The following is a 23,218-nucleotide window of genomic DNA, read 5'->3' as shown; positions in this document are numbered from 1 at the left end:
ATGCGAAAGTCGCTGGTCTTTCGCCCCGCGCTCCTTCGACCCGCTTCCGAGGACGTGATGGCCGCGCAGGGGATTCCGCGCGGCGCGGCCCCTTCGCCCCGCATCGCGGAGCTTCACGAGGAGGCGGAGAAGCTCTTCCTCCGGCACGCGAGACCCGCGGGGGTTCTCGCCGAAATTCCCGCGGAGGAATTCCTCGACGTCTTTCGGGGAGAAGGAAAGAACGAACCCGGCGCGCCGCTCGAGAAGATCGCCCCGCGGGCGCGCCGCCTCGCTCTCTTCGCCGCGACGATCGGCGAGGAGATCTCCTCGGCGATCCAAGGTCTCTTCGAAGCGAACGATCCGGCGCTCGCCGGCATGCTCGACTCGGTCGCTTCGGCCGCGGCCGACCGCGCCGCCTCGCTCATGGAAGAACGTTATCACCAGTATCTCGCCGCCGGCGGAGACGCGGGACCCGGCACGGAGACGCTCGCCTACAGTCCCGGCTACTGCGGCTGGGACATCACCGGCCAGAGAAGACTCTTCGCGCGCTTGAAGCCGGAAGGCGCCGGCATCGCGCTCGGCCCAAGTTGTTTGATGCGGCCGATCAAATCGGTTTCCGGTGTTCTCGTGTCGGGACCCGCTGAGATTCACGTCTTCGCCCCCGACCATCCTTTCTGCCGCGAATGCCGAGCCCCGGGATGCCGGGCGAGAGCGGAAAAGAAATAGCGCCTCGCGCGCCGCTTCGATCGAGAGCGGCGGGCGCCGCGGAGCGCGAAAGGAGCCGTCGATGGAGATCTTGGGGCGAATCGCATCCTGCGTCGAGAAGGGCGAGCCCGACGACGTTCTCCGCCTCGTGCGCGAAGCCGCCGCCGCGGGCTTTCCCGCGGCGAGCATCCTAAACGAAGGGCTCGTCGCCGGGATGAACGTCGTCGGGGAAAAGTTCAGGGTTCATGAGATCTTTCTCCCCGACGTTCTTCTCGCCGCGAAGGCGATGGTCGCCGGAGTGGAAGAGCTCCGGCCGCATCTCGCGTCCGAACGGCCGACGACCCGAGGCACGATCGTCCTCGGCTCCGTTCAGGGCGACCTTCACGACATCGGCAAGAACCTCGTGGGAATCCTTCTCAAAGGGGCCGGCTTCGAGGTGATCGATCTCGGGCACGATGTGGCGCCCGAGCGGTTCGTCGAGGCGGCGGAGCGGGAGGGAGCGGCGGTCATCGGGATGTCCGCGCTTCTTACGACCACGATGGTGAACATGCGAAAGACGATCGAGCTTCTGGAGGAGCGGGGCCTCCGAAAGCGCTTTCTGGTGATCATCGGCGGCGCGCCGGTCTCCCGCGACTTCGCCCACGAGATCGGCGCCGACGCCTATGCCTACGACGCCGCGAACGCCGTCGATCGCTTGAGGGAGCTGACCGCGGAGAAGGCGCGATGAGGCTTCTTCTCGACCGCGTGCGCGCGGGCGAGTGCCTCGTCGCGGACGGCGCGATCGGCACCTCTCTTCTTCGCGAGGGAGTTCCCGCGGGCGCATCGCTCGAGAAGCTGAACCTCGAGGAGCCGGCGCGCATCGAGGCGATCAGCCGCGCCTTCCTCGACGCGGGAGCCGAGATTCTTCAGACGAATACCTTCGGCGCGTCGGCGCTCTGTCTCGCGCGGCACCGCCTCGAAGCCGAGACGGAGGAGATCAACCGGACCGCCGTGAGGATCGCGCGCCGGGCTGCCGCGGGCCGCGCGTACGTCGCCGCCTCGTGCGGTCCGTCGGGACGGCTTCTCAAGCCCCACGGGGACGCCGACCCTGGGCTCGTCGCCGATTCCTTCCGCCGGCAGATGAGCGCGCTCGCCGCCGAGGGGGTCGATCTTTTCTGCATCGAGACGATGACGGATCTTGTGGAGGCGTCGCTTGCGGTGCGGGCCGCGCGCGAGGTCGCGCCCGGCGTGGCGGTCTCCGCGAGCATGACGTTCGATGCCACGCCGCGCGGTCTCTTCACCGTGATGGGGATCGACGTCGCGCGGGCGGCGCGCGGACTGGAGGAGGCGGGCGCCGACATCGTCGGATCGAACTGCGGAAACGGGATCGAGATTCTTGTGCGCGTCGCGCGCGAGTTTCGCCGGCATACGCGGCTCCCGCTTCTCATCCGCCCGAACGCCGGGCTTCCACGAATCGAGGAGGGCGCCGCGGTCTATCCGGAGACGCCGGAGTTCTTCGAGGAGAAGGGGGAGGAGCTCCTCGCGCTCGGCGTGTCGATTCTCGGGGGGTGCTGCGGCGCCGGGCCCGAGCATGTCCAAGCCTTCCGCCGCCTCATCGACCGGCGGCGAAGAAGCGAACGCTGACCCTTCTCACCGGCGAGCCCGAAAGAACACCGGAAGCTCACAGATCGTAACTGCTTTCACGGCTTGCGGTTCGAGCGTCGCCCCGGCGGGCGCACGCGCCGTTTCAGCCCTTTGCGGACCCGGCCGAACATTAGATCGCGCGGACGCTCCGCGCCGCGCGATCCGCGGCGGATGGCGGGGCGGATCCGTTCGCCCCGGGGTTCCCGGCCCGCCCGCGCAAGGATCGGATGCTTATGAATCAGGATTTCGGCGGCTACCAGATCGTCAAGAAGATCGGCGTCGGCGGCATGGCGACCGTCTACACGGCGATTCAGAAGTCGCTCGGCCGCACGGTTGTCCTCAAGACGATGCACGAGCATCTTCGCGAGGACAAGACGTTCGTCGCCCGCTTCGAACGAGAGGCGAAGGCGGCGGCCGCGATGAGCCACGAGAACATCGTCAAGATCATCGATTACGGGCTCGCCGACGATACCTGGTACATCGCGATGGAATACGTAAACGGTTGGGATCTCAAGAAGTGGATCGAGCTGCACGGCTCGCTCCCGACCGAGATCGGGACGCTCGTCCTCTACGACGTGTGCGCGGGGCTCGCGCACGCGCACGCGCACCACATCATCCACCGCGACATCAAGCCGGCGAACATTATGCTCTCGCCGACCGGCGTCCCGAAGATCGCCGACTTCGGGCTCGCCAAGCAGACGCAGGAATCGACGGTTCTCACGGTGCACGAGACCATGATCGGAACCGTCCCGTATATGTCGCCGGAGCACGCGACCGGCCAGCACGTGGACGAGCGCTCCGACATCTTCTCGCTCGGCGTGGTCGCCTACGAGATCTTCGGCGGAAGGCGTCCCTTTCCGGGGAGCAGCTCGGCGAGCGTGATCCACGCGATCGTGACGCTCGATCCGCTCCCCCTCGTCAACCTGAACCCCCTCGTCACCGACGAGCTTCACCACATCGTCTCGAAGATGCTCCACAAGGACCCCGCGAAGCGCTATCAGAGCGCGGACGCGGTCCGAAGAGACCTCGAGCCGGTGATCGATCATTGGGGCGTGACGCGGGGGACGGATCTCATCGCCGAGTATCTGGCGAAACCGGACGAGGTGAAGAAAACGCTTTCCGTCCGGCGTTTCAAGGAGCACCTGAACCGCGCGTATCAGTACAAGAGCATGGGGCTCGAGAAGATCGACGACGCGATCAAGGAGTTCGAGCGGGCGCACTATCTCGCGCCCGAGAACGACGAGGTCACCCGTCATCTCGAAGAGCTCCGCGCGCAGAAGGCGCCGCGCGGAAGCCGGGGGGCGCGCGGAGAAGGCGGCTTCTCGTCCGTTCTCCGGAGTCCGGGGAGACGCGCGCGCGCGCTTTCGATCGCCGGCGCGGCTCTCGTCGTTTTAGCCGCCGGAGGCGCTTGGCTCGTCGGCGGCGGAAGGGACGCCGCGCGCGAGGACGACTCGCGATCGCCCCTTTCGTCGAGCGAGAGGAATCCTTCTCTCGTCGCGGCGGCGGCATCGGTTGGACTGGCGGCGACAGAGGCGGCCGACGTGAATGCGCGGCACGAACCCCCGCCGATCGAAGAGCGCGCCGCGGAACGCTCCCGACCCGAGAAGAACGAGCCGGCGATCGCTTCCGCGCCGCGGAGCGAATCGGTCACCGCTCCGGCCGCTCCCGCCGACCCGCCGAAGCCGGCGAGCCGCGAGGAAGCTCCCGCCGAAGCGCCCGCGAACGGAACGCTCGATATCACCGCCAAGCCGTCCGCGACCTTCGTCGTGAACGGCCGCGTGATCGCCGAGAACGTCTCGGCGGTCTCGCTCCTCTTCGCGCCCGGCGCCTACGACGTCCGGCTCGAGAACCCGTTCTACGGAACGAAAACGTGGAACAAGGTCGCGCTTCCGTCGAACCAAACGGTCGCCCTCGCGCACGACTTCACGAAGGAAGCGAAGGGCGCCTTTCTCACGGTGACCACGAACCGGATCCCCGCGATGATCTGGATCGACGACGCGCCGACCGACAAGTGGACCCCGCAGAGAGAAATCCCCATCGCCCCGGGGCTTCATCGCGTCACGGTGAAGAAGGAGGGGTTCCGGGTCGAGGAAGGGATCGTCGAGGCGGCGATCCGCGACGGCGCGATGATCGAGCTTTCCTTCACGCTTCAGGAAATCACGGAACCATAGTCACGAGGCCGCGATCCGCAGCCGCTCCATTCGGGGCAGCCTGGATCCTGCACGCGTCTTCGTCGCGAGTCCGCGATCCGCAGCCGCAGCAGAAAACGCGGGCAGGATCCAGGCTACCGATGCGGGGGCTCCGGGAAACCGGGGAGATCGCTGGGCGTCTCTCCGCCGCCGTCCCCGCCGCCTCCGGCGAGCGCGAGCAGGAGGCCCACGCCGAACACACCCCCCGCCGTCACCTGCACCCACCGCTTCTTCCAGAAGGGCGCCGGCCCGCGATGCTCCTCGATCGGAACGAGGACAAGGTCGAGCGCGGCGATTTCGGCGGCGGCGATCGTCACAACCGTGTCCCGCGCCGCGTATCCATCCCTCTCGACCCGAACCCGATGCTCTCCGGCGGGGATCCGCTCGATCGTGACCGGTGTCGGCTCCTTCTCGAGCTCGCCGTCGAGCACAACGTTCGCGCGCGTCGGATCGGTGCGCACGCTGAGGGCGCCGAGGTTCTCGTTTTCGTACTCTTCGAGCGCCGCTTCGAACGCGCTCATCTCGGGGCCGGCGACGACCTTCGTGTCCGGCCTCCAGTCGGGACGGATCCGAAGAAGCGCCTTGAACGCCTCGCGGCCGCGATCTTCCTCGCCGAGCCGAACAAGCGAGCGCGCGAGGTACTCGCGAGCGAGAATCTCTTTCTCGCCTTCGAGCGAATCGGCGAGCGGATCGAGCGCGGCGACCGCATCCGAGAAGAGACCGTCCCAGTAATGTCCGATCGCTCGATCGAGCGCGGCCGTCTCCTCTCCGGCCGAGGCTCCGTTTGCCGAGCCTGCCAGGACAAGAAGGAAGACGGCGGCCGCAACGAGACAAGGCATCGACCGTTGTCCGAGAGTCATGATGGAACCTCCGTTCCTTCGACTATCAACGATCATTGCTTGTTACCGCCCTTCCTCGAGGACGCTAACGCGCGCTTCGAGCGCTTCGATCGTCGCTTGCTGTTCCTGCACGATCTTCGCGAGGATCGCGACGAGATCGAGAGGTCTGTAGCCGTTCTTGTTCGGCGTCGTCACGAGGTCGGGGAGCTCGGAGGCGAAGAAACCGAGCTTCGCGGTCTCCTCTCCTTCCTTCCCCTCCTCCGTGTCGACCATCCGGATCACGCGAGGCTGAAGGGCCGCGAGAACTTGCTTGGCCTGGTCGGAGGTCAAGGCCTCGCCCCCGCCTCCCGTGAAGGGAGGCGCCGGGCTGAGATCGACGAGAAGACCCGAGTAGTAGATGTCATGGCCGACTTCGAAGTCGTACCCGACGAAGAGGTCGCCCGGACTGATCATGTCCCCCGACGAGGGGGTCGATCCCGATGGGCCCAAGTAGTTGTACGCGCGCGTCGCGCCCGTGAGGCCGCTCGGGTAACCCGCGTAGAGCACGCCGCCGATCGCGAAGTCGTCCGAAATCTCGAGACGGTCCTGTGTGTTGTCCCAGACGATCTCGTCGCCCTTCTGGTCGAAGAAGATCGTGTCGTTGTCGGAGTCGCTCGCATCTCCGACGGAGATCCCCTGCCCGACGTCCATCCCGTTTTCGACGTGAAGCTTCTTCACGTATGCGTCGTCTCCGACCTCGAGATCCCACTGCACGTAGAGATCCCCCGAGGAGTTCATCTCCACGGATGTCGGCGTGGGCATGGCGGCGTTCGTGGCCTGGTTGTACGCGACCGGCGCGAGGCTCCGGCTCGTCGTGCCGGCGGAGAGAACACCCTCGATGACGAGATCGTCGGTCAGCTCGAAACGCGTCTCGGTGTTGTCCCACTCGAGGAACTCGGCTCCGTCGTCCATAAAGACCATATCGTTGTCGCTTCCGCTCTCGGAGCCGACGTACAGGTTCTTCTGCACCATCAGATCCCCGTTCACGTCGAGCTTCTTCTCCGGCGCGTTCGTTCCGATCCCGACGTCGCCCCCGTCCTTCACCCAGACGCCGAGAACGCCCCCGTCGTCGCGGAACCCGACCCCGTTCCCGTCGCGCGCGTAGACGCCGCCGCCGATCGCCATCCCGCCCACGACGTCGAGCTTCCGCGTCGGGCTCGACGTTCCGATGCCGACGTTGCCCGAGACCGCGCTGTACATGTCGGTCCCGGACACGGTCCAATCGCCGTCTCCCCCGGGATGCGTGTGGTTCCCCGCCGAGACCGTGCCGGCGGTCGTGCCGACCGGAAGCCGCCCGTACGCGATTGTCCCGCTCGTGATCGCGCCGGCGTCGTGGTCGTGGGATGCGGGCGCGAAGAAGAGCGCGTCCTTCCCCTGCAGGAAGTTCGCGTTTAGGTTCGGAACCATCGTGCTCGACGAGACTTCGAGAGGCGGCGCTCCGACCCCGACCGTGGAGACGAGCTTCCCCGAAGTGCGTATATCCCCTCCAGAGACGTCGAGCTTCGCGCCCGGAGATGCCGTGCCGACACCGACGTTCCCCGCGGGGATGGAGTACATGTTCGCTCCGACGACCTCCCAGTCCGAATCGGTCCCGCTTCCCCCCGCGGTCGCCGAGATCTGGATGACACTGTCGAGCGTGGTCACCGTCACGTTGCTCCCTGCTTGAAGACTCACGCCGTCCCGAAGACCGTTGATGTGCCGCACCACCTGGTCCGGCGCGATCTTGACCGAGCTCACCGCGCCGTCGGCGATCTTCTCGTTGATGATCGAGAGGTCCGCGATCTTGTCCTCGTTCACCGCATCATCCCCGATCTTCTCGCGCGTCACCGCCCCCACCGCCAGCTTGGCGGTCGAGACCCCGAGGTCGGCAAGCTCGAGCCGCACGCCGAGGCTGTCGCTCGTTCCGGCGAGCCCGTCTCCCGCGGTCACGCGCGTCTTCGCGCTCCGCATCGCGTAGGGAGCGCTCGCGAGCCGCTTCTTCGGGCCGAGCGGCGCCCCATCGACGACGATCTGGAGAAAGTAGGCCGTGTCGAAGGAGAGAGCGGCCACATCGAAGTCCAGCTCGTACCAACCGTTGATCACCGGCACATTCGCGTTTGTATGGGTCCAGACCGGCGCCAGCGTCGTGTCCGCGTACAAGCGAGCAGTCATCGACAGCGTGTCCGTCACCGGAAGACCGTCGTCGTCGGTCAGCACTCCCTGGTAGTGCAGGACTGCCGGAACCTGCGCATCGATCCCCGGCGCGAACGCAAGGAGCACGAGCATCGCCCCGGCAACGATCGAACTTCTATGTCTCATCTCTCACTCCTTTCCTGTTTCTACCTATCGGAACACAACGACGCGCGCCGTCCTTGTTTCTCCCATTCGATCGAGACGGAAGAAGTAGACGCCCGGCGCCGCCCGGCGCCCTCGGGCGTCCTTCCCGTCCCACGAGGCGATGTGTTCCCCCGCCTCCAGGCTCCCGCTCGCGAGATCGCGAACGAGCCGCCCTTCGATGTTGAACAGTTGAAGCTGGATGTTTTCGGTTTCGGGAATCGCGAATCGGATCGTCGTTCCGTCCCTTGCCGGGTTCGGGAAGGGCCTCTCGAGCGCGAAACGCGCTTCCGGAAGAAGCAGCTCGTATCCTTCCGCGCCGAGCTCCTCGGCGGGGCCGATCGCGAGCCGCATCTGGCGAAGCTCCTCGCCCGGATACGGAACGGCGCGGTAGGACGCTCCGCGCTCGAGCGCGGCGACCGCGCCGGTCCTCGTGTCCTCGAGAAGCGCCGCGTACCCCGCGGGAAGCGCGCCGATCGCCTCGATGGAAAGACGCGTCTCCTTCCCTCCCTCGAAGCGCACCGCGAGATCCCACAGGGCGATGCCCGGCCGAACCGCGCGAAGATCGGCGCAAAGGTCGCCCGGGGCCGGCATTCGGTCCGACGCGCGAATCGCGAGAAGGGGCGCCGCTCCGTCGGGCGCGGGCGGCAAGTAGTGGTCGAAAGAATCCCATCCGTCGCGGGCGTCCTTCCTTTCGCCGACGAGGATCGATGCGGAGCGCGTCGTCGCGGCGGCGCGCACGGGAAGCTCCCATTCCCCTTCGCGCGCGGAGAGAGGAGTCGGCGCGTGAATCGCCTTCGCAGGGGACGCTTCCTCCATCGGCACGAGAAGCTCGAGGTCGCCGCCAGAGAGGTTGTTCACGAAGTACCCGCGCCACGGCGCGAGGACCGAGGAGTGTTCGTAGCGCCCTTCATTTCCTTCATACACATAAGAATAGGCTGCGTTCTCGACGAGCCCCTGGATCGCCGCGCGCTCCATCGTGTGGATCCTTCGATCCGCGTCGCGGATCAAGCAATCGGACCAGGAGACCGGATAGGCGAACGGATGCCCGATTTGGATCCACCAGACGCTTCCGGCCCCTCCGGCGAGACGAATCGGGAAATGCCGCTCCGCGTCGGGAGGGAAAACGGAAAGACCGCCTGTCCCGAATTTCCTGTCTTCCCGCGTGATGATCCAGAAGCCAAAGCCCGCGTCGAGCGGCGCCCCGAGATCGTCCGGATGCTCCCGATACCTTCCTTCTTCCTGCGACCATCTTCCGAGACGCCAGGAGGAGGGGCTCGGCTCCCCGAGATCGTCTTCGAGGATGTCTGCGACGCTCGCGCCTTCCGCGGCAAGCGGGATCGAGACCATCTGGTACTGCCCCGCAGCGAGGGCGGGGGACGAGACATGCTTGCACCGAACGGCGATGCGCTTCGGCTTTTCCACGAGCGGCTTCGGGTCGACGACGGTCCGGCCGCCCGCGTGCACCATCACGTAGCTCTCGAGGCCCCGGATGTCGAAGACCGATCCCGAAAGAGTCGCGATGAGCGCGCCGCCCGTCCCGCCGGTCATCCGAACGCTTTCGAAGACTCCCGCGCCGCTCTTGCGATAGAAAACGCGCCCCGAGTCGGGCTCGAGGCTCGCCGCCGCGCGAACCTCCGCCGCCCCGCCCGCCTCGACGACCGCCGGAGTCCAAGAAACTTGAATGGAAAACGGTTCAACCGTAAGAAGAATCATGACCGAGTCGACGGCGAGCGGGCGCTCCTTGTTCGCGAGACGGATCGCCGCGCGGTACTCGCCGGCCGAAAGGCCCTGGTGGCGCGCTCCGATGTCGAGAGCCGTCGAGTTCCCGGGAAGAACGCTCCCCGAGTCGGGCTCGATCTCGATCCAAGAGGCGCCCGGCGCAGAGGCTTCCCAGCGAAGCGTCTCGGCCCCCTCGTTACGGATGCGGATTGGCTGTTCGGGAGGCGCCGGTCCGTCTTCCGCCGCGTCGAAGAAGAGCTGCTTGTCCGAGGGCTCGGTGATCGCGAGCATCGCCGGGACGCGCCCCGTGAGAAGAACGACCGCGGGTGCCGTGTGCGCCGGGTCGTTGCTCGGAACGAAGAGCGTGTCCCGGTAGACCTCGGCCGCGTCGGGATCAAACCAGACGCTGAGATCGTGCGCGCCACCGGGCGGCACCGTGAGGGCCGCCGTGCTTACCTCGAACGCGGAGCGGCTCGTCGTCATCGGGCCGACATCGAGGGTCGCCCCTCCCGTGTTCCGGATCGTGAGAGCCCGGACCGCCATCGAGTCGATCGGCACCGATCCGAAATCGAGAGAATCGACTGAGAGCGTGAGAACGGGCCCCGCGGATCCGAGCCCCGAACCGGAAAGCGGAAGGCGCCACAGAGGCGCTGCCGGGTCGTTCGTGTTCGCGAGAAGCGTGTCGCGCCGGAGCGGCGTCGAGACGGGGGTAAAGCGCACGCCCACGACGACGCTCCCGCCCGGCGCGATCGTCGCGTCCGACCCGCCCGATTCGATCGCGAAGGGCCCGGGCGTCCCGGACGAGGCGAGACGGACGTCCGAGAGGAGAAGGGACACACCGCCGTAGTTGCTCACCGTCGCGGAACGAACGAGCGATCCGCCCAAGGCGACGACCCCGAAGCCGAGCGCGCTCGGGTCCGCGCCGAGCATCGGCTGCCCATAGAAGGCAAGAAAGCCCTCCTGCGCGGCGTGCGCGTTCGAAGCGCTCGTTCCGGATGTCTGCGAGCCGAGAGAGGCGACGGATCGGTAGACGCCCCCCGAAAGAAGACCGCCCCCGGAGTCGAAACCGCCGAGCGTTCCCTTGTACGTGTGTCCGGGCGGCGCGGCGCCCAGAAGGAGAAGAAGAACGGCGAAGACCGCCGGACCGAGCGCGCGACGAGAGGACCCCATGTTGCCCCCCAAGAGAATTCCGGATGGAACCGGACCATTTCGTTCGATCCGCTTCGCTGGAAGCGGCGACCCAAACGACCGAGCAGAAGCTCTCTCGCAAAGGATCGGCAGGACCCTCGTCCTTTTTGAACGGTTTCTTCGCCTGGGCCACGCGGGAGGGTGGGATGGACGAGAGGGGAAGAGAGCGTCTTTCGGCGGCCGGCGGCGGGAGTCCGGGCGCGACCGGTTGACTTTATTGCAGTTGTCTTTCCTGCTGGGTCGCGGGCCCGACGGGGATGCGCTCGCGGGACGGGGGCGCCGGAGCGCCCATCCTCAAGGGGACGCCGCGCCCGAATCGCCCCGGATTTCCCCGGCACCGCCGAGCCCCGAGGCTCCTCGCACCCCCGGCCTACATGGGCTATCCCCTTGATTTTCAAATAGAAATCCGCGGCAGAGGTGTGGTAGAATTGTTCCGAAAAGAAGGGAACCCCATCGGCGTTGCGAACGATCGGCGCTCGAGGGAACCGCGGCGTCAGGGAGGACGCGCGGTTTCTTCATGCGTCCCGAGTTGTCTCCCCACCCGCGCATGATGGGCACCTCCGCTTCCAACGGCGGAGGGAGTTGGGTCACCTTGCTTCCTTTGGAGGGGAAGAACGATGCGTCTCCGTAATAGTCTGATGCTCGGAGTGCTGCTCGCCCTTATCGGCGCGAGCGCGGCCGCCGCGGCCGTTCACCCGATCCCGCTCGCGGCAGAGGAATCTGCGCTGGCTCTTGTCGAGCAGACGCGCGACGAGTTCCGGTTCCGCGTGGAGATCGGCGAGCTCTCCGGTCTCGACGTGGAGACTCCGGAAGGAACCTTCACGCAGCTGCTGATCACCGGATTCCACTCCTCGAAGAAGGTCGGCGAGCCGGAGCTGCCGATGATGAACCGGCTGATCGAGATTCCGTACGGCGCCTCGCCCCGCGTCGAGGTCGTGTCCGTCGAGAGCCGCACGATCCGCCTGGCGGATTTCGGAATCCTGCACCGCATTTTGCCGGCGCAGCCGAGCTTGTCGAAGAGCGAGGACCCCGCGAACGTTCCCTTCGCGTTCAACGAAGGAAGCTACTCCGTCGAGCGCGTGGCCCAGGATCTCGTCCGGACCGAGGATCTCGGCATGCTCCGCGCCGTTCGCATCGGACGGGTCGAGGTCTCGCCGGTCGAGTACTTCCCAGAGCGCGGCGAGATCGTTGTGCACGAGGCGATCGAGTTCCGAGTGGTCTTCGATGGCGCGGACCACGCAGAAGGCGACGCTCTCAAGGCGCGTCTCTGGAGCCCGTTCTTCGAGCCGGTCTATGGACAGGTCGCCGGCTACCAGACGCGCACTCCCCACGACGACCATCCGGATCTCGTTCGCGATGTCGTGACCTACGTCATCATCACGCCCGCGCAGTTCGAGGCGACCCTGCAGGACTTCGTCGCTTGGAAGACCGAGCGCGGCTTCGTGACGGTCGTCGGCGTGATCGGCACGCCTGAGGTCGGGACCACGACGACGTCGATCCAATCGTACATCCGCGGTCTCTATAACAACCCGACCCCCGAGAGGCCCGCTCCGAGTTTCGTTCTCTTCGTCGGCGACGTCGAGCAGTGCCCGACCTTCACGATGAGCGGCGACGCGACCGACCGGCCTTACTGCGAGATCACCGGCGACATCGCGCCCGAGATCTACTACGGACGCTTCTCCGCCACGAACACGTCGCAGCTTCAGGCGATTCTCGACAAGACGATGATGTACGACCAGTTCACCATGCCGAACCCGGCCTATCTCGGCGAGGTCGTGATGATCGCCGGCATGGACGCCTCGTACGGCCAAGTTTGGGCGAACGGCCAGATCAACTACGGAACGACGCACTACTTCAACTCGGCGCACGGCATCCTGAGCCACACGCACCTCTATCCGCAGTCGGGGGGCCAGGCCGCGCAGATCGTCCAGGAAGTATCGAACGGCTGCTCCTACGTGAACTACACCGCGCACGGGAGCACGACCTCCTGGTCCGACCCGTCCTTCACGCAAGCCAACATCCGCGGCCTCCAGAACAACGGCGAGTACTGCTTGGCGGTCGGCAACTGCTGCCTCACGAGCAGCTACCAGATCAGCGAGTGCTTCGCCGAGACGTGGCTCCGCGAGGCGAACAAGGGCGCGATCGGCTACATCGGCGGGAGCAACTCGACCTACTGGAACGAGGACTACTGGTGGGGGGTCGGCTACGGCACCGTCGTGCAGTACCCCGTGTACGAGAACTTCGGCATGGGCGCCTACGACGGCCTCTTCCACGACCACGGCGAGCCGATGAGCAATTGGTACGTGACGAACGACGCGATCATCTTCTGCGGCAACCTCGCCGTCATGCAGTCCGGGTCCTCGCGGATCACGTACTACTGGAACATCTACAACCTGATGGGCGATCCGTCGCTCTCCACGTATCTCGGCGTGCCGACCGAGAACGCCGTCTCTCATCTCCCGATTCTCTACACGACCTCGCCGTCGGTCGCGGTCGACGCGGCTCCCGGTAGCTACTGCGGCCTCACACAGAACGGCGCGATCGTCGGCGCGGGAACCGTGGATGAGAGCGGATCGCTCGTGATGGATCTCTGGGATCTCCTGACGCCCGGCACCGCGCGGCTCGTCGTGACGATGCAGAACAAGGAACCGTACATCACCGATATCCCGGTGATCGTGCCGGCCACGATCCTAATCGATCCGGACACGATCCATGCGGCGGTCGAAACCGAGATCGTCGTCACGGTTCTCGAGGCGGACGGCATCACGCCCAAGCCGGGGATCGACGTTTGGGCGGACGGCCTCGGTTACCAGACGACCCCGGTCGCGACGAACGCCGCGGGTGTCTGCACGCTCACTGTGAACTACCCGTACGGCCCGTCGCTCGACATCATCGGCAAGGATCCCGCGGAAACCTGGAACCTCTTCCGCGAGCCGATCGTCGTTCTCGCCGGGACGATGACGAACCCGAATCTTTGGGTGACCACGGAGATCGGCCTCTCGGACACATTCGCGCTGAACCTGCCCGGCGTTCTCCACATGAGCGTGGGCGGGCACTGGACGACGACGCTCTTCGCGATTCTTCCCGACGGAACGGAGCTCCAGACGGCGGAAACGACGATGGAGATCACGCCGAGCACCGCGGGAGCCGTCACCGGCGCGATCGCGATCAGCGGATTTAATGTTTACACAGAAACCTTCCCGATTATCGAGGCGTACGGAACGCTTGCCGGGCACGTCGACGCCGCCGGATCGCCGGCCGTCGGCGCGGTGGTCAAGGGCTTCGACATGGACATGGCCGAGAAGTGGAGCGCCACCGCGAACTCGCTCGGGAACTACACCGTCGGCGAGGAGATCCTCGTCGCGCCGTACATCGTGACGGTCGACTTCTTCGGCTACCTGCACTACCAAGACACGATGTTCGTGAACTATGGGGCGAACACGTACAACATCGACCTCGCTGCGGCGCCGAGCGGCGTTCTCACGGGCATCATCACGGACGAGGTGTCCGAAGATCCTCTCCTTGCGAGCGTGAAGGTGTACCGAAGCGACAACATGTCGCTCTACACGCAGACCGTGAGCGACTCGATGACCGGCGCGTACACCACCTCGTCCCTCCCGTATTTCGATTACACGGTGGTCGTGAAGGCGTTCCGCCACAAGACGCTCACGATCGGCATCACGATTGACGAGCCGCTCGTCGAGAAGGACTTCGTTCTCGAGCCCACCGTGGGCGATATCCTCGTGCTGAACGACGGGGCGAAGGGGGCGTACAACCCGCCCAAGACCGAGGAGAAGGCGGGAGCGATGATCGCCGACGGCTATCTTTCCGACGACTGCAAGGCGGCCGCCGACATCGTGGCGGACCTCGAGGACATCGGCTACTCGGTGACTCTCGAAGCGGCGACCGCAAGCGATCCGGGGACGTGGCCGAACTACGACCTGCTTATCCTCACGACGGGGAGCAACGTCTCGCCAATCACGAGCGCGGCGCTCCGCTCGAACATCGAGAGCTACGTCCTCGCCGGCGGACACATCCTCGTCGAGGGGGGCGAGATCGGATACGACGCGGCGTCGTATCCTGCCTATCCGACGTTCGCGACGAACGTCCTTCACTCGAACGACTGGAACCACGACCAGAGCGGCAACGTGACGGTCTCCGATCCGACGCATTACGTGATGAGCGTGCCGAACGCCATCACCGGGACGATCACGATGAGCTACTCGGGCTACGGGGATCAGGACGCGATGGTTCCGAACCCCGACGCGCGCAGGGTCGCGTCTTGGTCGACCTACCCGACCGACGCGAGCATCATCGTGTACGACACGAACCCGGCTCCCGAGGGCGGCCAGATCGTCTTCTTCTGCTTCAACTACTCCACGATGGACGCCGCGGTTCGCCCGCTCCTTCTCGAGAACGCGGTGAACTGGCTCATCACGCCGGAGTTCGGCAACTGCTCCGTCTCCGGAACCGCGATCCTCGCCGGGCAGTCGGATCATTCCGGCATCAAGGTTTCGGCGGTTCCGAACGGCGGGTATGTCTACACCGGGCCGACCGGCGCGTACGAGCTGACCGGTCTCTTCGCCGGAACGTACAACATCGTCGCGACCAAGACCGGCTGGGCGACCGACGCGGAAGAGGTGTCGCTCACCTCCGGGCAGCACATGACCGACATCGACTTCGTCCTCACGCCGACCGCGACGGATGACTTCTGCGAAAGCCCGAACCTGTCGATTCCGGACTCGAACCCGGTCGGCGTTCGCGACACGATCCACGTCGTCTCCAAGACGGCCACGGTGAGCGACATCGAGGTGTTCGTGGATATTCTTCACACGTACATCGGCGACCTCATCGTCAACCTGACCTCGCCGGGCGGGACGAATGTGGTTCTGCACAACCGGACGGGAGGAAGCGCGGACAACATCTACGGGTGGTATCCGACGCAGCTCACGCCCGCCGGAAATCTCGACGACTTTATCGGGGACCCGATGAGCGAGAGGTGGATCATTCACGTGTCGGATAATGCCGGGGCCGATCTCGGCACGCTCCGGACATGGTGCGTCCGCATCACCCACGGCATCGAGACCGGCGTCGCGGGCGACAAGCCGGGCGTGCCGAAGACGCTCGCGCTGAAGGGGAACGTCCCGAACCCGTTCAACCCCGCGACGACCATCCTCTTCGATCTGCCGGAAGCGGCTCCGCTCACGCTCGCCGTCTACGAGCCTTCGGGGCGGAAGGTCGCGACGCTCCTTTCCGGACGAATGGAAGCCGGGAGTTATCAGGTACGGTGGATGGGAATCGACGACGAAGGGAAGACGGTCGGAAGCGGCGTCTACTTCTACCGGCTCGAGACCGCCGGCAAGGCGCTCACCGGAAAGATGGTGCTCGTGAAGTAGCGGCGCGAGGACTTTCGTAGGTTTCGGGAGAGCCGGCTGTCGCGGCGGAGGAGTCGCGGCAGCCGCTCCCCGTTTCAAGGAGAGCAGGATGCGCAAGGATTCGACCGGACAAGCTCCCCCGCTTGTTGCGACCGTCATCGCGTTCGCGGTTCTTCTCGCGGCCCTCCCGTGCGGCGCGCGGGCGGACGCGATCCCCTTCGACGCGGTGGGGCTTCCTCTCTGGGAGATCCGCGCGTACGACGACTTCCCGGTGCGGCTCGAGGTCGGGAGCTTCGAGGATCTCGAGGCTTTGCTGAAAGAGGCGCCGATCGCCTATTTCGACAGGGAACACATCCGAATCGTGCGCGAGGCGGAGGATGCCTATCGGCTCGTGATCGAGACGCGCGTCACCGATGCCGAGGCGCGCTCGCTCACGAGGGCGGGCTACGCTTACGAGCGACTCCCCGACGTCGAGCAGCACGTACGGCGCGAAATGGAGGCGCTGTGGGCCGAGCAGGCGCGCGAAGGGGGCGACCGCCTGAAGTTCGGCGACCGTGGCGTCTATCACACCTATGCGCAGATCGGGCAGATTCTCTATCAGGCGATGATCGACCATCCGGCGATCGCAGACACCTTCATCATCGGGAACACCGTTCAGGGGCGCCCCATCTACGGCATTCGAATCTCCGACAACGTGGGGAGCGAGGAAGCAGAGCCCGAGGTTCGCCTCGCGAGCACGATGCACGGCAACGAGCCGCCGGGGCTTGAAATGCTCCTCTATCTGGTCGAGTTTCTCACGAACGAGTATGGGACCGATGCGGACGCGACGTTTCTTGTGAACAACTTCGAGCTGCACATCATCCCGTGCATCAACCCGGACGGCCGCGTCGCCGGCACGCGCAACAACGCGAACGGCGTCGACCTCAATCGGAACTTCCCGGTCCCCGACGGATCGATCGGCGACGACGGCACCTACACCGAGCAGATCGAAACGATCCATTTCAAGAACTACGGCTACGACCATCACTTCGTGATCAGCGAGAACGGTCACAGCGGGGCGCTGGTCGTGAACTATCCTTGGGACTACACCTACACGCTCGCCCCCGACAACAACGCGATCATCAAGATGAGCCTCGAGTACTCGACTTACAACCTGCCGATGTACAACGGCTCCTTCCCGCAGGGGATCACGAACGGCGCTCAATGGTACGTCGTGAAGGGAAGCTTGCAGGACTGGTCGTACCACGAGACCGGCGCGATCGACGTCACGATCGAGTACAGCAACTCGTTCCAGCCGCCGGCGAGCGCGCTTGACTCGCTCTGGACGATCGACAACAAACAGAGCTTCATTCACTTCATCAAGTCGGCCCGCTACTGCGTGAACGGAATCGTGACCGGATCGGACACCGGGCTCCCGCTCAACGCGGAGATCACGGTCGCAGGAATCACCAAGCGGGTCTTCACCGATCCCGATTTCGGCGACTACTATAAACTCCTCGACACAGGGACGTACGACATCTCGTTCGCCGCCGCCGGCTACATCACGAAGACCTACTACGGCGTCTCGGTCGTTTGGGGAACGCCGGCGGTCTTTAACGTCGTGCTCGATCCGATCGCCTACGGCGACGTCTCGGGGTACGTGCGCGAGGTGGGGAGCGGCGCCGGCCTCACCGCCTCGATCGAGATCCGCACCTATCCGGGGAACCAGTACGTCGCCACGGTCCAGTCGAGCGCCGCGAACGGCGGCTATTACACGGTGAACCTCATGTACGGGGAGTACAAGTTCCGCGTCTCCGCGACCGGGCACACGACCGAAGAGCGCGTCGTCGCCGTGGATGAGCCGTCGGAAACGGAGGACTTCCTTCTCGGCATCGTTCAAGAGGCGATTCTCTTCCAGGATGATTTCGAGGGCGGCGCCGCGAAGTGGACCGGGGACTGGGCCCTCACGACCGAGTCGAGCCATACGCCGTCCCATTCGATGACCGACAGCCCCGGGGGGAATTACCCGGCGAACGACAGCTCGGTCACGACGATGGCGTACTCCGTCGACCTCTCGTCCGCGGAGAGCTGCTCGCTCTCTTTCTGGGCCAAGTGGGTGATCGAGCTGAACTGGGACTGCGTGAAGCTGCAGATCTCGACGAACGGCGGTTCGACATGGACCTCGATCGCAACGAACTACACGCAGCCCGCCAGCGGCCAGGGGAAGCAGAAGCCGAGCGGGTCGCCGGTCTTCGAGGGGACGCAGACGGCGTGGGTCGAGAACCGCGTCGATCTCTCGCCCTGGCAAACGGCGTCGGACGTCCGGTTCCGGTTCGTTCTTCTTTCCGACGGATCGACGCAGAAAGACGGTTTCTACTTCGACGACTTCGTCATCAAGGGAGTTCAGGTGATCGTCGGCGTCGCGGGCGCGCCTCCGGCCGCCACGCATCTCCTCGGGAACGTCCCGAACCCGTTCAACCCGGCGACGTCGATCCGCTTCGACCTCGCGACGGACTTCGCCGTAGACCTTCTCGTCTACGATCCCGCGGGGCGTCTCGTGCGGACGCTGCTTTCCTCCGAGCGTCTCGGAGCGGGCGCGCATGCGATTTCTTGGGATGGGAGAAACGACCGGGGCGAGGCGGTCTCCTCCGGCGTCTATCTCTTCCGCATGACGGCGGACGGCAAGGGCGAGACGCGCAAGATGACGTTGGTTCGGTAGGAGTCCGGGGGGACACCTTACCGATTTCATTGCTTCTGTGAGCGGGGCGGCGCGCGCACCGTCCCGTGTCTCGTGATATCGGTAGAGCGCCCCCCGGACTACGGGACCCAGACGAGCCGGACGACCGGCGAGGACATGTCCGCCTTGCGCGAGCGGATCTCGGTCTTCTCGATCTCGAGCGCCGCGGGGTCGATCGCCTCTTGAAGCCGCGCCGTCTCCGCCTCGAACTCCTTCTCGAGCGCGGCCAGCTTTTCGAGGAGAGCCTCCCGGCTTTCCATCGCGCGCGCGACATCCCCTTTCTCGCGCGCGGCGCGCCCGATCCCGCGGGCGGCGGTCGTCGCGCGCCCCACGTTCCCGGCGCTCACGATCTTCCGTCCGAGCATCGCGCCGAGAAGCGTCGCGCCGAAGGAGATCGCGCTTTGCGTTCTCTGGCTCTTGTATTGCGATTCCTCGCGCTTCACCCTCTCCTCGGCCGCGCGGATCCTCTCCTCGAGCTGCGCGAGCCTGGGAGCGTAGCGCGCGCGAAGCTTCTCGACCTCCGCGTCCCTCTTCTCGCGCGCCGTCTGCGCGAGGCGCGCGCGGAAGTCGCGCTCCGTCTCCTCCGGAGAGGAGACCGCGCCGAACGCCGCGCTTCTCCACACCGCGCAGGTTTCCGAACGATAGAGGAAATCCGCAAGGGCTCGCGTCCAGGGGGGGTAGCTCTTCGGAGAGGCGGCCTCGGCGGGGAGCGGAGCGAAGCGCCCCCGCGGATCCGGTTCCTTATGGAGTTCCGCCTCGTCGATCGCGATCGCCTCGGAAAGCGCCCAAGGATCCTCCGGGCTCCCACCGAGTGGCGCGAGGCGCGCGACCTCCCGCCACTGATCGACCCCTTCGCGTTTCGACACGAAATGAACCCTCGCCGTTCCGAGGAGCGCGGGTCGATAGACGAAGCTCTCCTCTTCCGCGAGCGGGCGGGCGGCGGCGAGAAAGAAGTCCTGAATGCCCGGACCGAGCACCGGACGGCTTTCCTCGGAAACGACGGTCTCGGCCCGCGCGGCCCGCGGCGGTCTCGGTTCGGTATCGGGCGCGGGAGCCGGCGGGGCAAGCGGAGCTTTTCGTTCGCGCATCAACCTTTCGATCTCGACTCGGGAGAGAGGGCCCCTCAAGTAGGAGAGCGCCCATCGGGACTGAAAGACGACCGGCCGATCCTCGTGCACGTTGTTCATGAGAAAGACGCGGCTCTTGAGCGAGGAGAGCGTTCTGTCGATCGCCGCGCGGTCCAAGCCGCCCGATGCGCCCGTCGCCCCCTCCAAGCCGTCGAGGACCTTCTCCTTGTCGCGCTCGGTTTGCAGGCGCCCGAGGAACCAGGTCCCTGCGTTCGAGAGGCCTTTGTAATCCAGATCGACCGGGTTCTGCGTCGCGAGCACGCACCCGAGGCCGAACGCGCGCGCCTGTTTGAGAAGGGTGAGCATCGGCGTCTTCGACGGCGGGTTCGCGGTCGGCGGAAAGTAGCCGAAGACCTCATCCATGTAAAGGATCGCACGGAGCGAAGATGTCCCCGGCTGCGTGCGGATCCACGCAAGAAGCTCGCCGAGAAGAATCGTCGCGAAGAACATTCGCTGCGGGTCCGGAAGGTGCGCGAGCGAGAAGATCGCGATGCGCGGCTTCCCCTCCGGAGTCCAGAGAAGGCGCGGAATGTCGAGCGGATCCCCGTCCATCCACGCGGCGAAGCCGGGCGAGGCGAGGAGGTTGTTCAGGCCGAGCGCGAGGTCGAAGCGTTCCTTCGACGGGAAGAACGTCTCGACGTCGAGAACGCCGACCCTCTCGAAGGGCGGAGAGCCGATCTCGCGGATGAGCGTCGAGAGCTCGATGCTTCGCCCTTCATTCCACGCGCGCTGCAGAATGTGCGAGAGGAGGATGTGCTCGCGGCTTCGCATCGGATCGGCGGAGATGCCGACGAGCGCGAGAAGACCGGAAACGGTCGCCTGGACCCGTTCGACGACCGCCTCGGCGTTCGAGACGAGAGCGGGGGGCGGGGCGGCAAGCGAGCGAAGAACGCTCACCGAAAATCCCGCGCGGCTCCCCGGCGTGTAGATCGCGCGCTCCGCCAAGTCCCGGAAGCGTGCGATGCGCGCCCCGTCCTGATCCCACTGGGCGAGGCCCTCTCTCCACATGGCCGCGACCTGCTCGGCGTAGGCGGCGCTCGAAAGACCCTTCCGCCGCGCTTCTCCTTCGTCCACCCACGGCTCGAAGTCCGAGGCACAAAGCTCAGGAAACGAGAGCAGAAGATTCCCGAGATCCCCCTTCGGATCGATCGCGAGAACGGGTATGCCGTCGATCGCCGCCTCCTCGATGAGCGAGAGGCAGAGCCCGGTCTTCCCGCTCCCCGTCATGCCGACGCAAACCGCGTGCGTCGTGAGATCGCGCGAATCGTACAGAAGGGGCTCGCCCGTGCGGCCGGTTTCGGGATCGACGGTTCTTCCCAGGTAGAAGGCTCCCAGCTTCTCGTACGATTGCACGGCTCCCTCCTCGCGATCCTCTCGCGCCCCGGATCGCACGGCTCCACAATAGCAGCGTTGCCGCGCCGTCCGCAATCGCGCGCGCGCGGCGCGGGCGCTCCTTCCTCGTGTCCGCGGACCCCGAGCGCGGTCTTTCCTCCACGTGGCCGTTTCGGCGGGTTCCGCAGCCCCCCACGGACGGATGAGAAGAAGGCCCCTCGTTCGAGGGGCCCACGGTCTTTCATGCCGAATCTGCTCGCTTCTCTATTTTATAAGAATCATCTTTCCGGCGGCTCGAAGATTCGTCGCCTCCGCCTGATAGAAGTAGACGCCGCTCGGGACCGGTGCGCCCCTCTCGTCCGTGCCGTCCCATACCGCGCGCACATCGCCCGCAGGGACGCGGTCTCCCGGAAGGAGGGTGCGCACGTGCCGTCCGCGCGCGTCCCGGACCTCGAGCCGAACTGGGCTGTCGAAGGGGAGCGTGAGGAGGATTTCGGTCGCCGGGTTGAACGGGTTCGGGCGGTTTTGGAGGACGAGGCTTCGCGGAACGACCCCCTCCGCCGCGCCGGTCGCGGGCGTCACCGGCTCATAGAAGTACGAGGAGCCGGAGTTCGTTCCGTTGTCGTCGTTCATGTCGGCCGCGACGAGAGCGACCGGCCCTTGGATCGCGACCGCGGCCCCGAAGTTGTCGTCCAGGTAGCCGTCCGACGCGGCGAGGCGCTCAACCTCCTCCCCCGTCGCGAGGTCGACCACGCACGCGAACCCCTCGAGCTCGGTGCCGTACCCCTGCTGCGGCGCGCCGATCACCGCGTAGCCGTCCGACAGCGCGACCGCCGCGCCGAACCAGTCGCCGCCCCCCTCCGGCTCCGCCGCGAAGATCTCGAGGAGCTGCTCCCCGGTGGTGAGATCGAACAGATAGGCGGCGCCCGCGTCGCCCCCTCCGTCGTTCGAGTCCCAGTAGCACCCGACGAGCAGGAGATCCCCCTGAATGGCGAGCGCGTTGCCGAAGCGGTCATATCCTCCCTGATCGACCGTCGTCAGCTTCCACAGCTCCTGCCCTGTGGCGGGGTCGTAGACGTAGACCGCCCCGCAGTCGGTATGGGTCGTCCCGATCCCGTCCCAGTTGGGGGCGCCCACCACCGCATAGGCGTCCGAGACCGCGACCGCGTAGCCGTACCAGTCCTGCTTCCCCGCGTCCGAGGCGGTCAGCTTGCGGATCTGCGCGCCGGTCGCGGCGTCGAAGAGGTAGGCCGCGCCGCTGTCGTAGATTGTGGAGCTCTGGTTGTACTTGTACGCGCCGACTAGAGCGTACGCGTCCGAGAGGGCGACCGCGCAGCCGAACCAGTCGTCCACCGCCGCGTCCGAGGCGACCAGCTTGTGGAGCTCCGTCCCGTCCGCGAGGTCGAAGATGTACGCGGACCCGGCATCGGTCGCGGCATGATCGTCACGAAGCGCCCCGATCAAAGCCCGGTCTCCCCAAGCCGCGACCTCGACGCCGAAGTAGTCCCCCCCGGCGCCGTCGGAAGCGTGGATCTTGCGGATCTCCGTCGCGCTCGAAAGGTCGAAAATGTACGCGGCTCCGGCGTCCCCGCCGAGGTCGTCATCCGCCTGCGCGCCGATCAGCGCGTAGGCGCCGGAGATCGCGACCCCGCTTCCGAACCGGTCGCCGAAAGCGGCGTCCGAGGCCAGGACCTTGGTCTCCACCGGCTCCGCCGCCGCTCCGATCCAGCCAAACGCGGCGAGCAGAGCGAGCGGCGCGAGCGCTCCGCGAATGGTCGGGCTTGTGCTTCCTCTCTTCATCGGCTCATTCCTCCTTCCGAGTCGTCGGAACAGGACCCCTCGACTGATAGAGCACGCTCTCCCCAAGTCGTCGGCACCTCGAGCCGGGCGGCAGGGCCAACGCTGTTCGTTCCCCATCACGCGAGAATGGTACCGGGAGCGCGTTACGCAGGCGTTACGCAGGCGTTACGCGGCGGGAGGGAGGGTATTCGGGAGCGCCTCACAAATCCCGGCGATGTCGAGGTCGAGGCATGCCGTCTCTCGCCCCGCAGCTCGTGAAACGGATCTTGTG

The 23,218-nt window shown here is 66.1% G+C and carries 11 protein-coding genes; 6 read left to right on the top strand and 5 right to left on the bottom strand.

All coding sequences use genetic code 11. The features are described from left to right. The 4 genes from FJY73_05060 to FJY73_05045 all read left to right on the top strand — a co-directional run bounded on the left by FJY73_05060 (position 1) and on the right by FJY73_05045 (position 4,478). Positions 1 to 705 (top strand): hypothetical protein, encoded by a 705-nt coding sequence (locus FJY73_05060; protein MBM3320027.1) that lies wholly within the window; start codon positions 1 to 3, stop codon positions 703 to 705. 61 nt (positions 706 to 766) lie between these two features. Further along, entirely contained in the window at positions 767 to 1,411 is a 645-nt protein-coding gene (locus FJY73_05055; GenBank protein ID MBM3320026.1) for a corrinoid protein, read from the top strand. After that, a complete protein-coding gene (locus FJY73_05050; GenBank protein ID MBM3320025.1) occupies positions 1,408 to 2,307 on the top strand; it encodes a homocysteine S-methyltransferase family protein in 900 nt (299 codons plus the stop codon). The genes FJY73_05055 and FJY73_05050 overlap by 4 nt, the downstream gene beginning before the upstream one ends. Before the next feature lie 227 nt (positions 2,308 to 2,534). Then, a complete protein-coding gene (locus FJY73_05045; protein MBM3320024.1) occupies positions 2,535 to 4,478 on the top strand; it encodes a serine/threonine protein kinase in 1,944 nt (647 codons plus the stop codon). Positions 4,479 to 4,591: 113 nt separating this feature from the next. Here the strand turns inward: FJY73_05045 and FJY73_05040 are convergent, their stop codons facing one another. Genes FJY73_05040 through FJY73_05030 form a run of 3 tightly spaced genes read right to left on the bottom strand, consistent with a single transcriptional unit; the run spans position 4,592 to position 10,579 of the window. After that, positions 4,592 to 5,356, bottom strand: coding sequence for a PEGA domain-containing protein (locus FJY73_05040; GenBank protein ID MBM3320023.1), 765 nt, complete (start codon positions 5,354 to 5,356; stop codon positions 4,592 to 4,594). A 42-nt stretch (positions 5,357 to 5,398) separates the two neighbouring features. Continuing rightward, positions 5,399 to 7,672 (bottom strand): hypothetical protein, encoded by a 2,274-nt coding sequence (locus FJY73_05035; GenBank protein ID MBM3320022.1) that lies wholly within the window; start codon positions 7,670 to 7,672, stop codon positions 5,399 to 5,401. A 24-nt stretch (positions 7,673 to 7,696) separates the two neighbouring features. Next, positions 7,697 to 10,579, bottom strand: coding sequence for a choice-of-anchor D domain-containing protein (locus FJY73_05030; protein ID MBM3320021.1), 2,883 nt, complete (start codon positions 10,577 to 10,579; stop codon positions 7,697 to 7,699). A gap of 635 nt (positions 10,580 to 11,214) precedes the next feature. Between FJY73_05030 and FJY73_05025 the strand changes: the two genes are divergently transcribed. Both FJY73_05025 and FJY73_05020 read left to right on the top strand, forming a co-directional pair. After that, positions 11,215 to 15,993 carry a proprotein convertase P-domain-containing protein gene (locus FJY73_05025; protein ID MBM3320020.1) on the top strand — a complete coding sequence of 1,593 codons (4,779 nt, stop codon included), beginning with the start codon at positions 11,215 to 11,217 and terminating at the stop codon, positions 15,991 to 15,993. 88 nt (positions 15,994 to 16,081) lie between these two features. Further along, positions 16,082 to 18,670, top strand: a complete 2,589-nt coding sequence (locus FJY73_05020; GenBank protein ID MBM3320019.1) for an immune inhibitor A — start codon at positions 16,082 to 16,084, stop codon at positions 18,668 to 18,670. Positions 18,671 to 18,768: 98 nt separating this feature from the next. Here the strand turns inward: FJY73_05020 and FJY73_05015 are convergent, their stop codons facing one another. Together FJY73_05015 and FJY73_05010 are read right to left on the bottom strand one after the other, a co-directional pair. Next, positions 18,769 to 21,168, bottom strand: a complete 2,400-nt coding sequence (locus FJY73_05015) for an ATP-binding protein (protein MBM3320018.1) — start codon at positions 21,166 to 21,168, stop codon at positions 18,769 to 18,771. A 243-nt stretch (positions 21,169 to 21,411) separates the two neighbouring features. Beyond that, positions 21,412 to 22,947 (bottom strand): hypothetical protein, encoded by a 1,536-nt coding sequence (locus FJY73_05010; GenBank protein MBM3320017.1) that lies wholly within the window; start codon positions 22,945 to 22,947, stop codon positions 21,412 to 21,414. Positions 22,948 to 23,218 lie beyond the last annotated feature (271 nt).

Source organism: Candidatus Eisenbacteria bacterium, from assembly GCA_016867715.1.
Taxonomy (GTDB): domain Bacteria; phylum Orphanbacterota; class Orphanbacteria; order Orphanbacterales; family Orphanbacteraceae; genus VGIW01.
The sequence above is the reverse complement of the archived record's forward strand: the minus strand, read 5'-3'. Positions and strand labels throughout refer to the sequence as shown.

Bases quoted from the DNA above. Each gene is read 5' to 3' on its own strand.
- FJY73_05030 (MBM3320021.1), bottom strand. From the start codon at position 10,579: ATGGGGTCCTCTCGTCGCGCGCTCGGTCCGGCGGTCTTCGCCGTTCTT.
- FJY73_05040 (MBM3320023.1), bottom strand. From the start codon at position 5,356: ATGACTCTCGGACAACGGTCGATGCCTTGTCTCGTTGCGGCCGCCGTC.
- FJY73_05045 (MBM3320024.1), top strand. From the start codon at position 2,535: ATGCTTATGAATCAGGATTTCGGCGGCTACCAGATCGTCAAGAAGATC.
- FJY73_05035 (MBM3320022.1), bottom strand. From the start codon at position 7,672: ATGAGACATAGAAGTTCGATCGTTGCCGGGGCGATGCTCGTGCTCCTT.
- FJY73_05060 (MBM3320027.1), top strand. From the start codon at position 1: ATGCGAAAGTCGCTGGTCTTTCGCCCCGCGCTCCTTCGACCCGCTTCC.
- FJY73_05025 (MBM3320020.1), top strand. From the start codon at position 11,215: ATGCGTCTCCGTAATAGTCTGATGCTCGGAGTGCTGCTCGCCCTTATC.
- FJY73_05055 (MBM3320026.1), top strand. From the start codon at position 767: ATGGAGATCTTGGGGCGAATCGCATCCTGCGTCGAGAAGGGCGAGCCC.
- FJY73_05050 (MBM3320025.1), top strand. From the start codon at position 1,408: ATGAGGCTTCTTCTCGACCGCGTGCGCGCGGGCGAGTGCCTCGTCGCG.
- FJY73_05020 (MBM3320019.1), top strand. From the start codon at position 16,082: ATGCGCAAGGATTCGACCGGACAAGCTCCCCCGCTTGTTGCGACCGTC.
- FJY73_05010 (MBM3320017.1), bottom strand. From the start codon at position 22,947: ATGAAGAGAGGAAGCACAAGCCCGACCATTCGCGGAGCGCTCGCGCCG.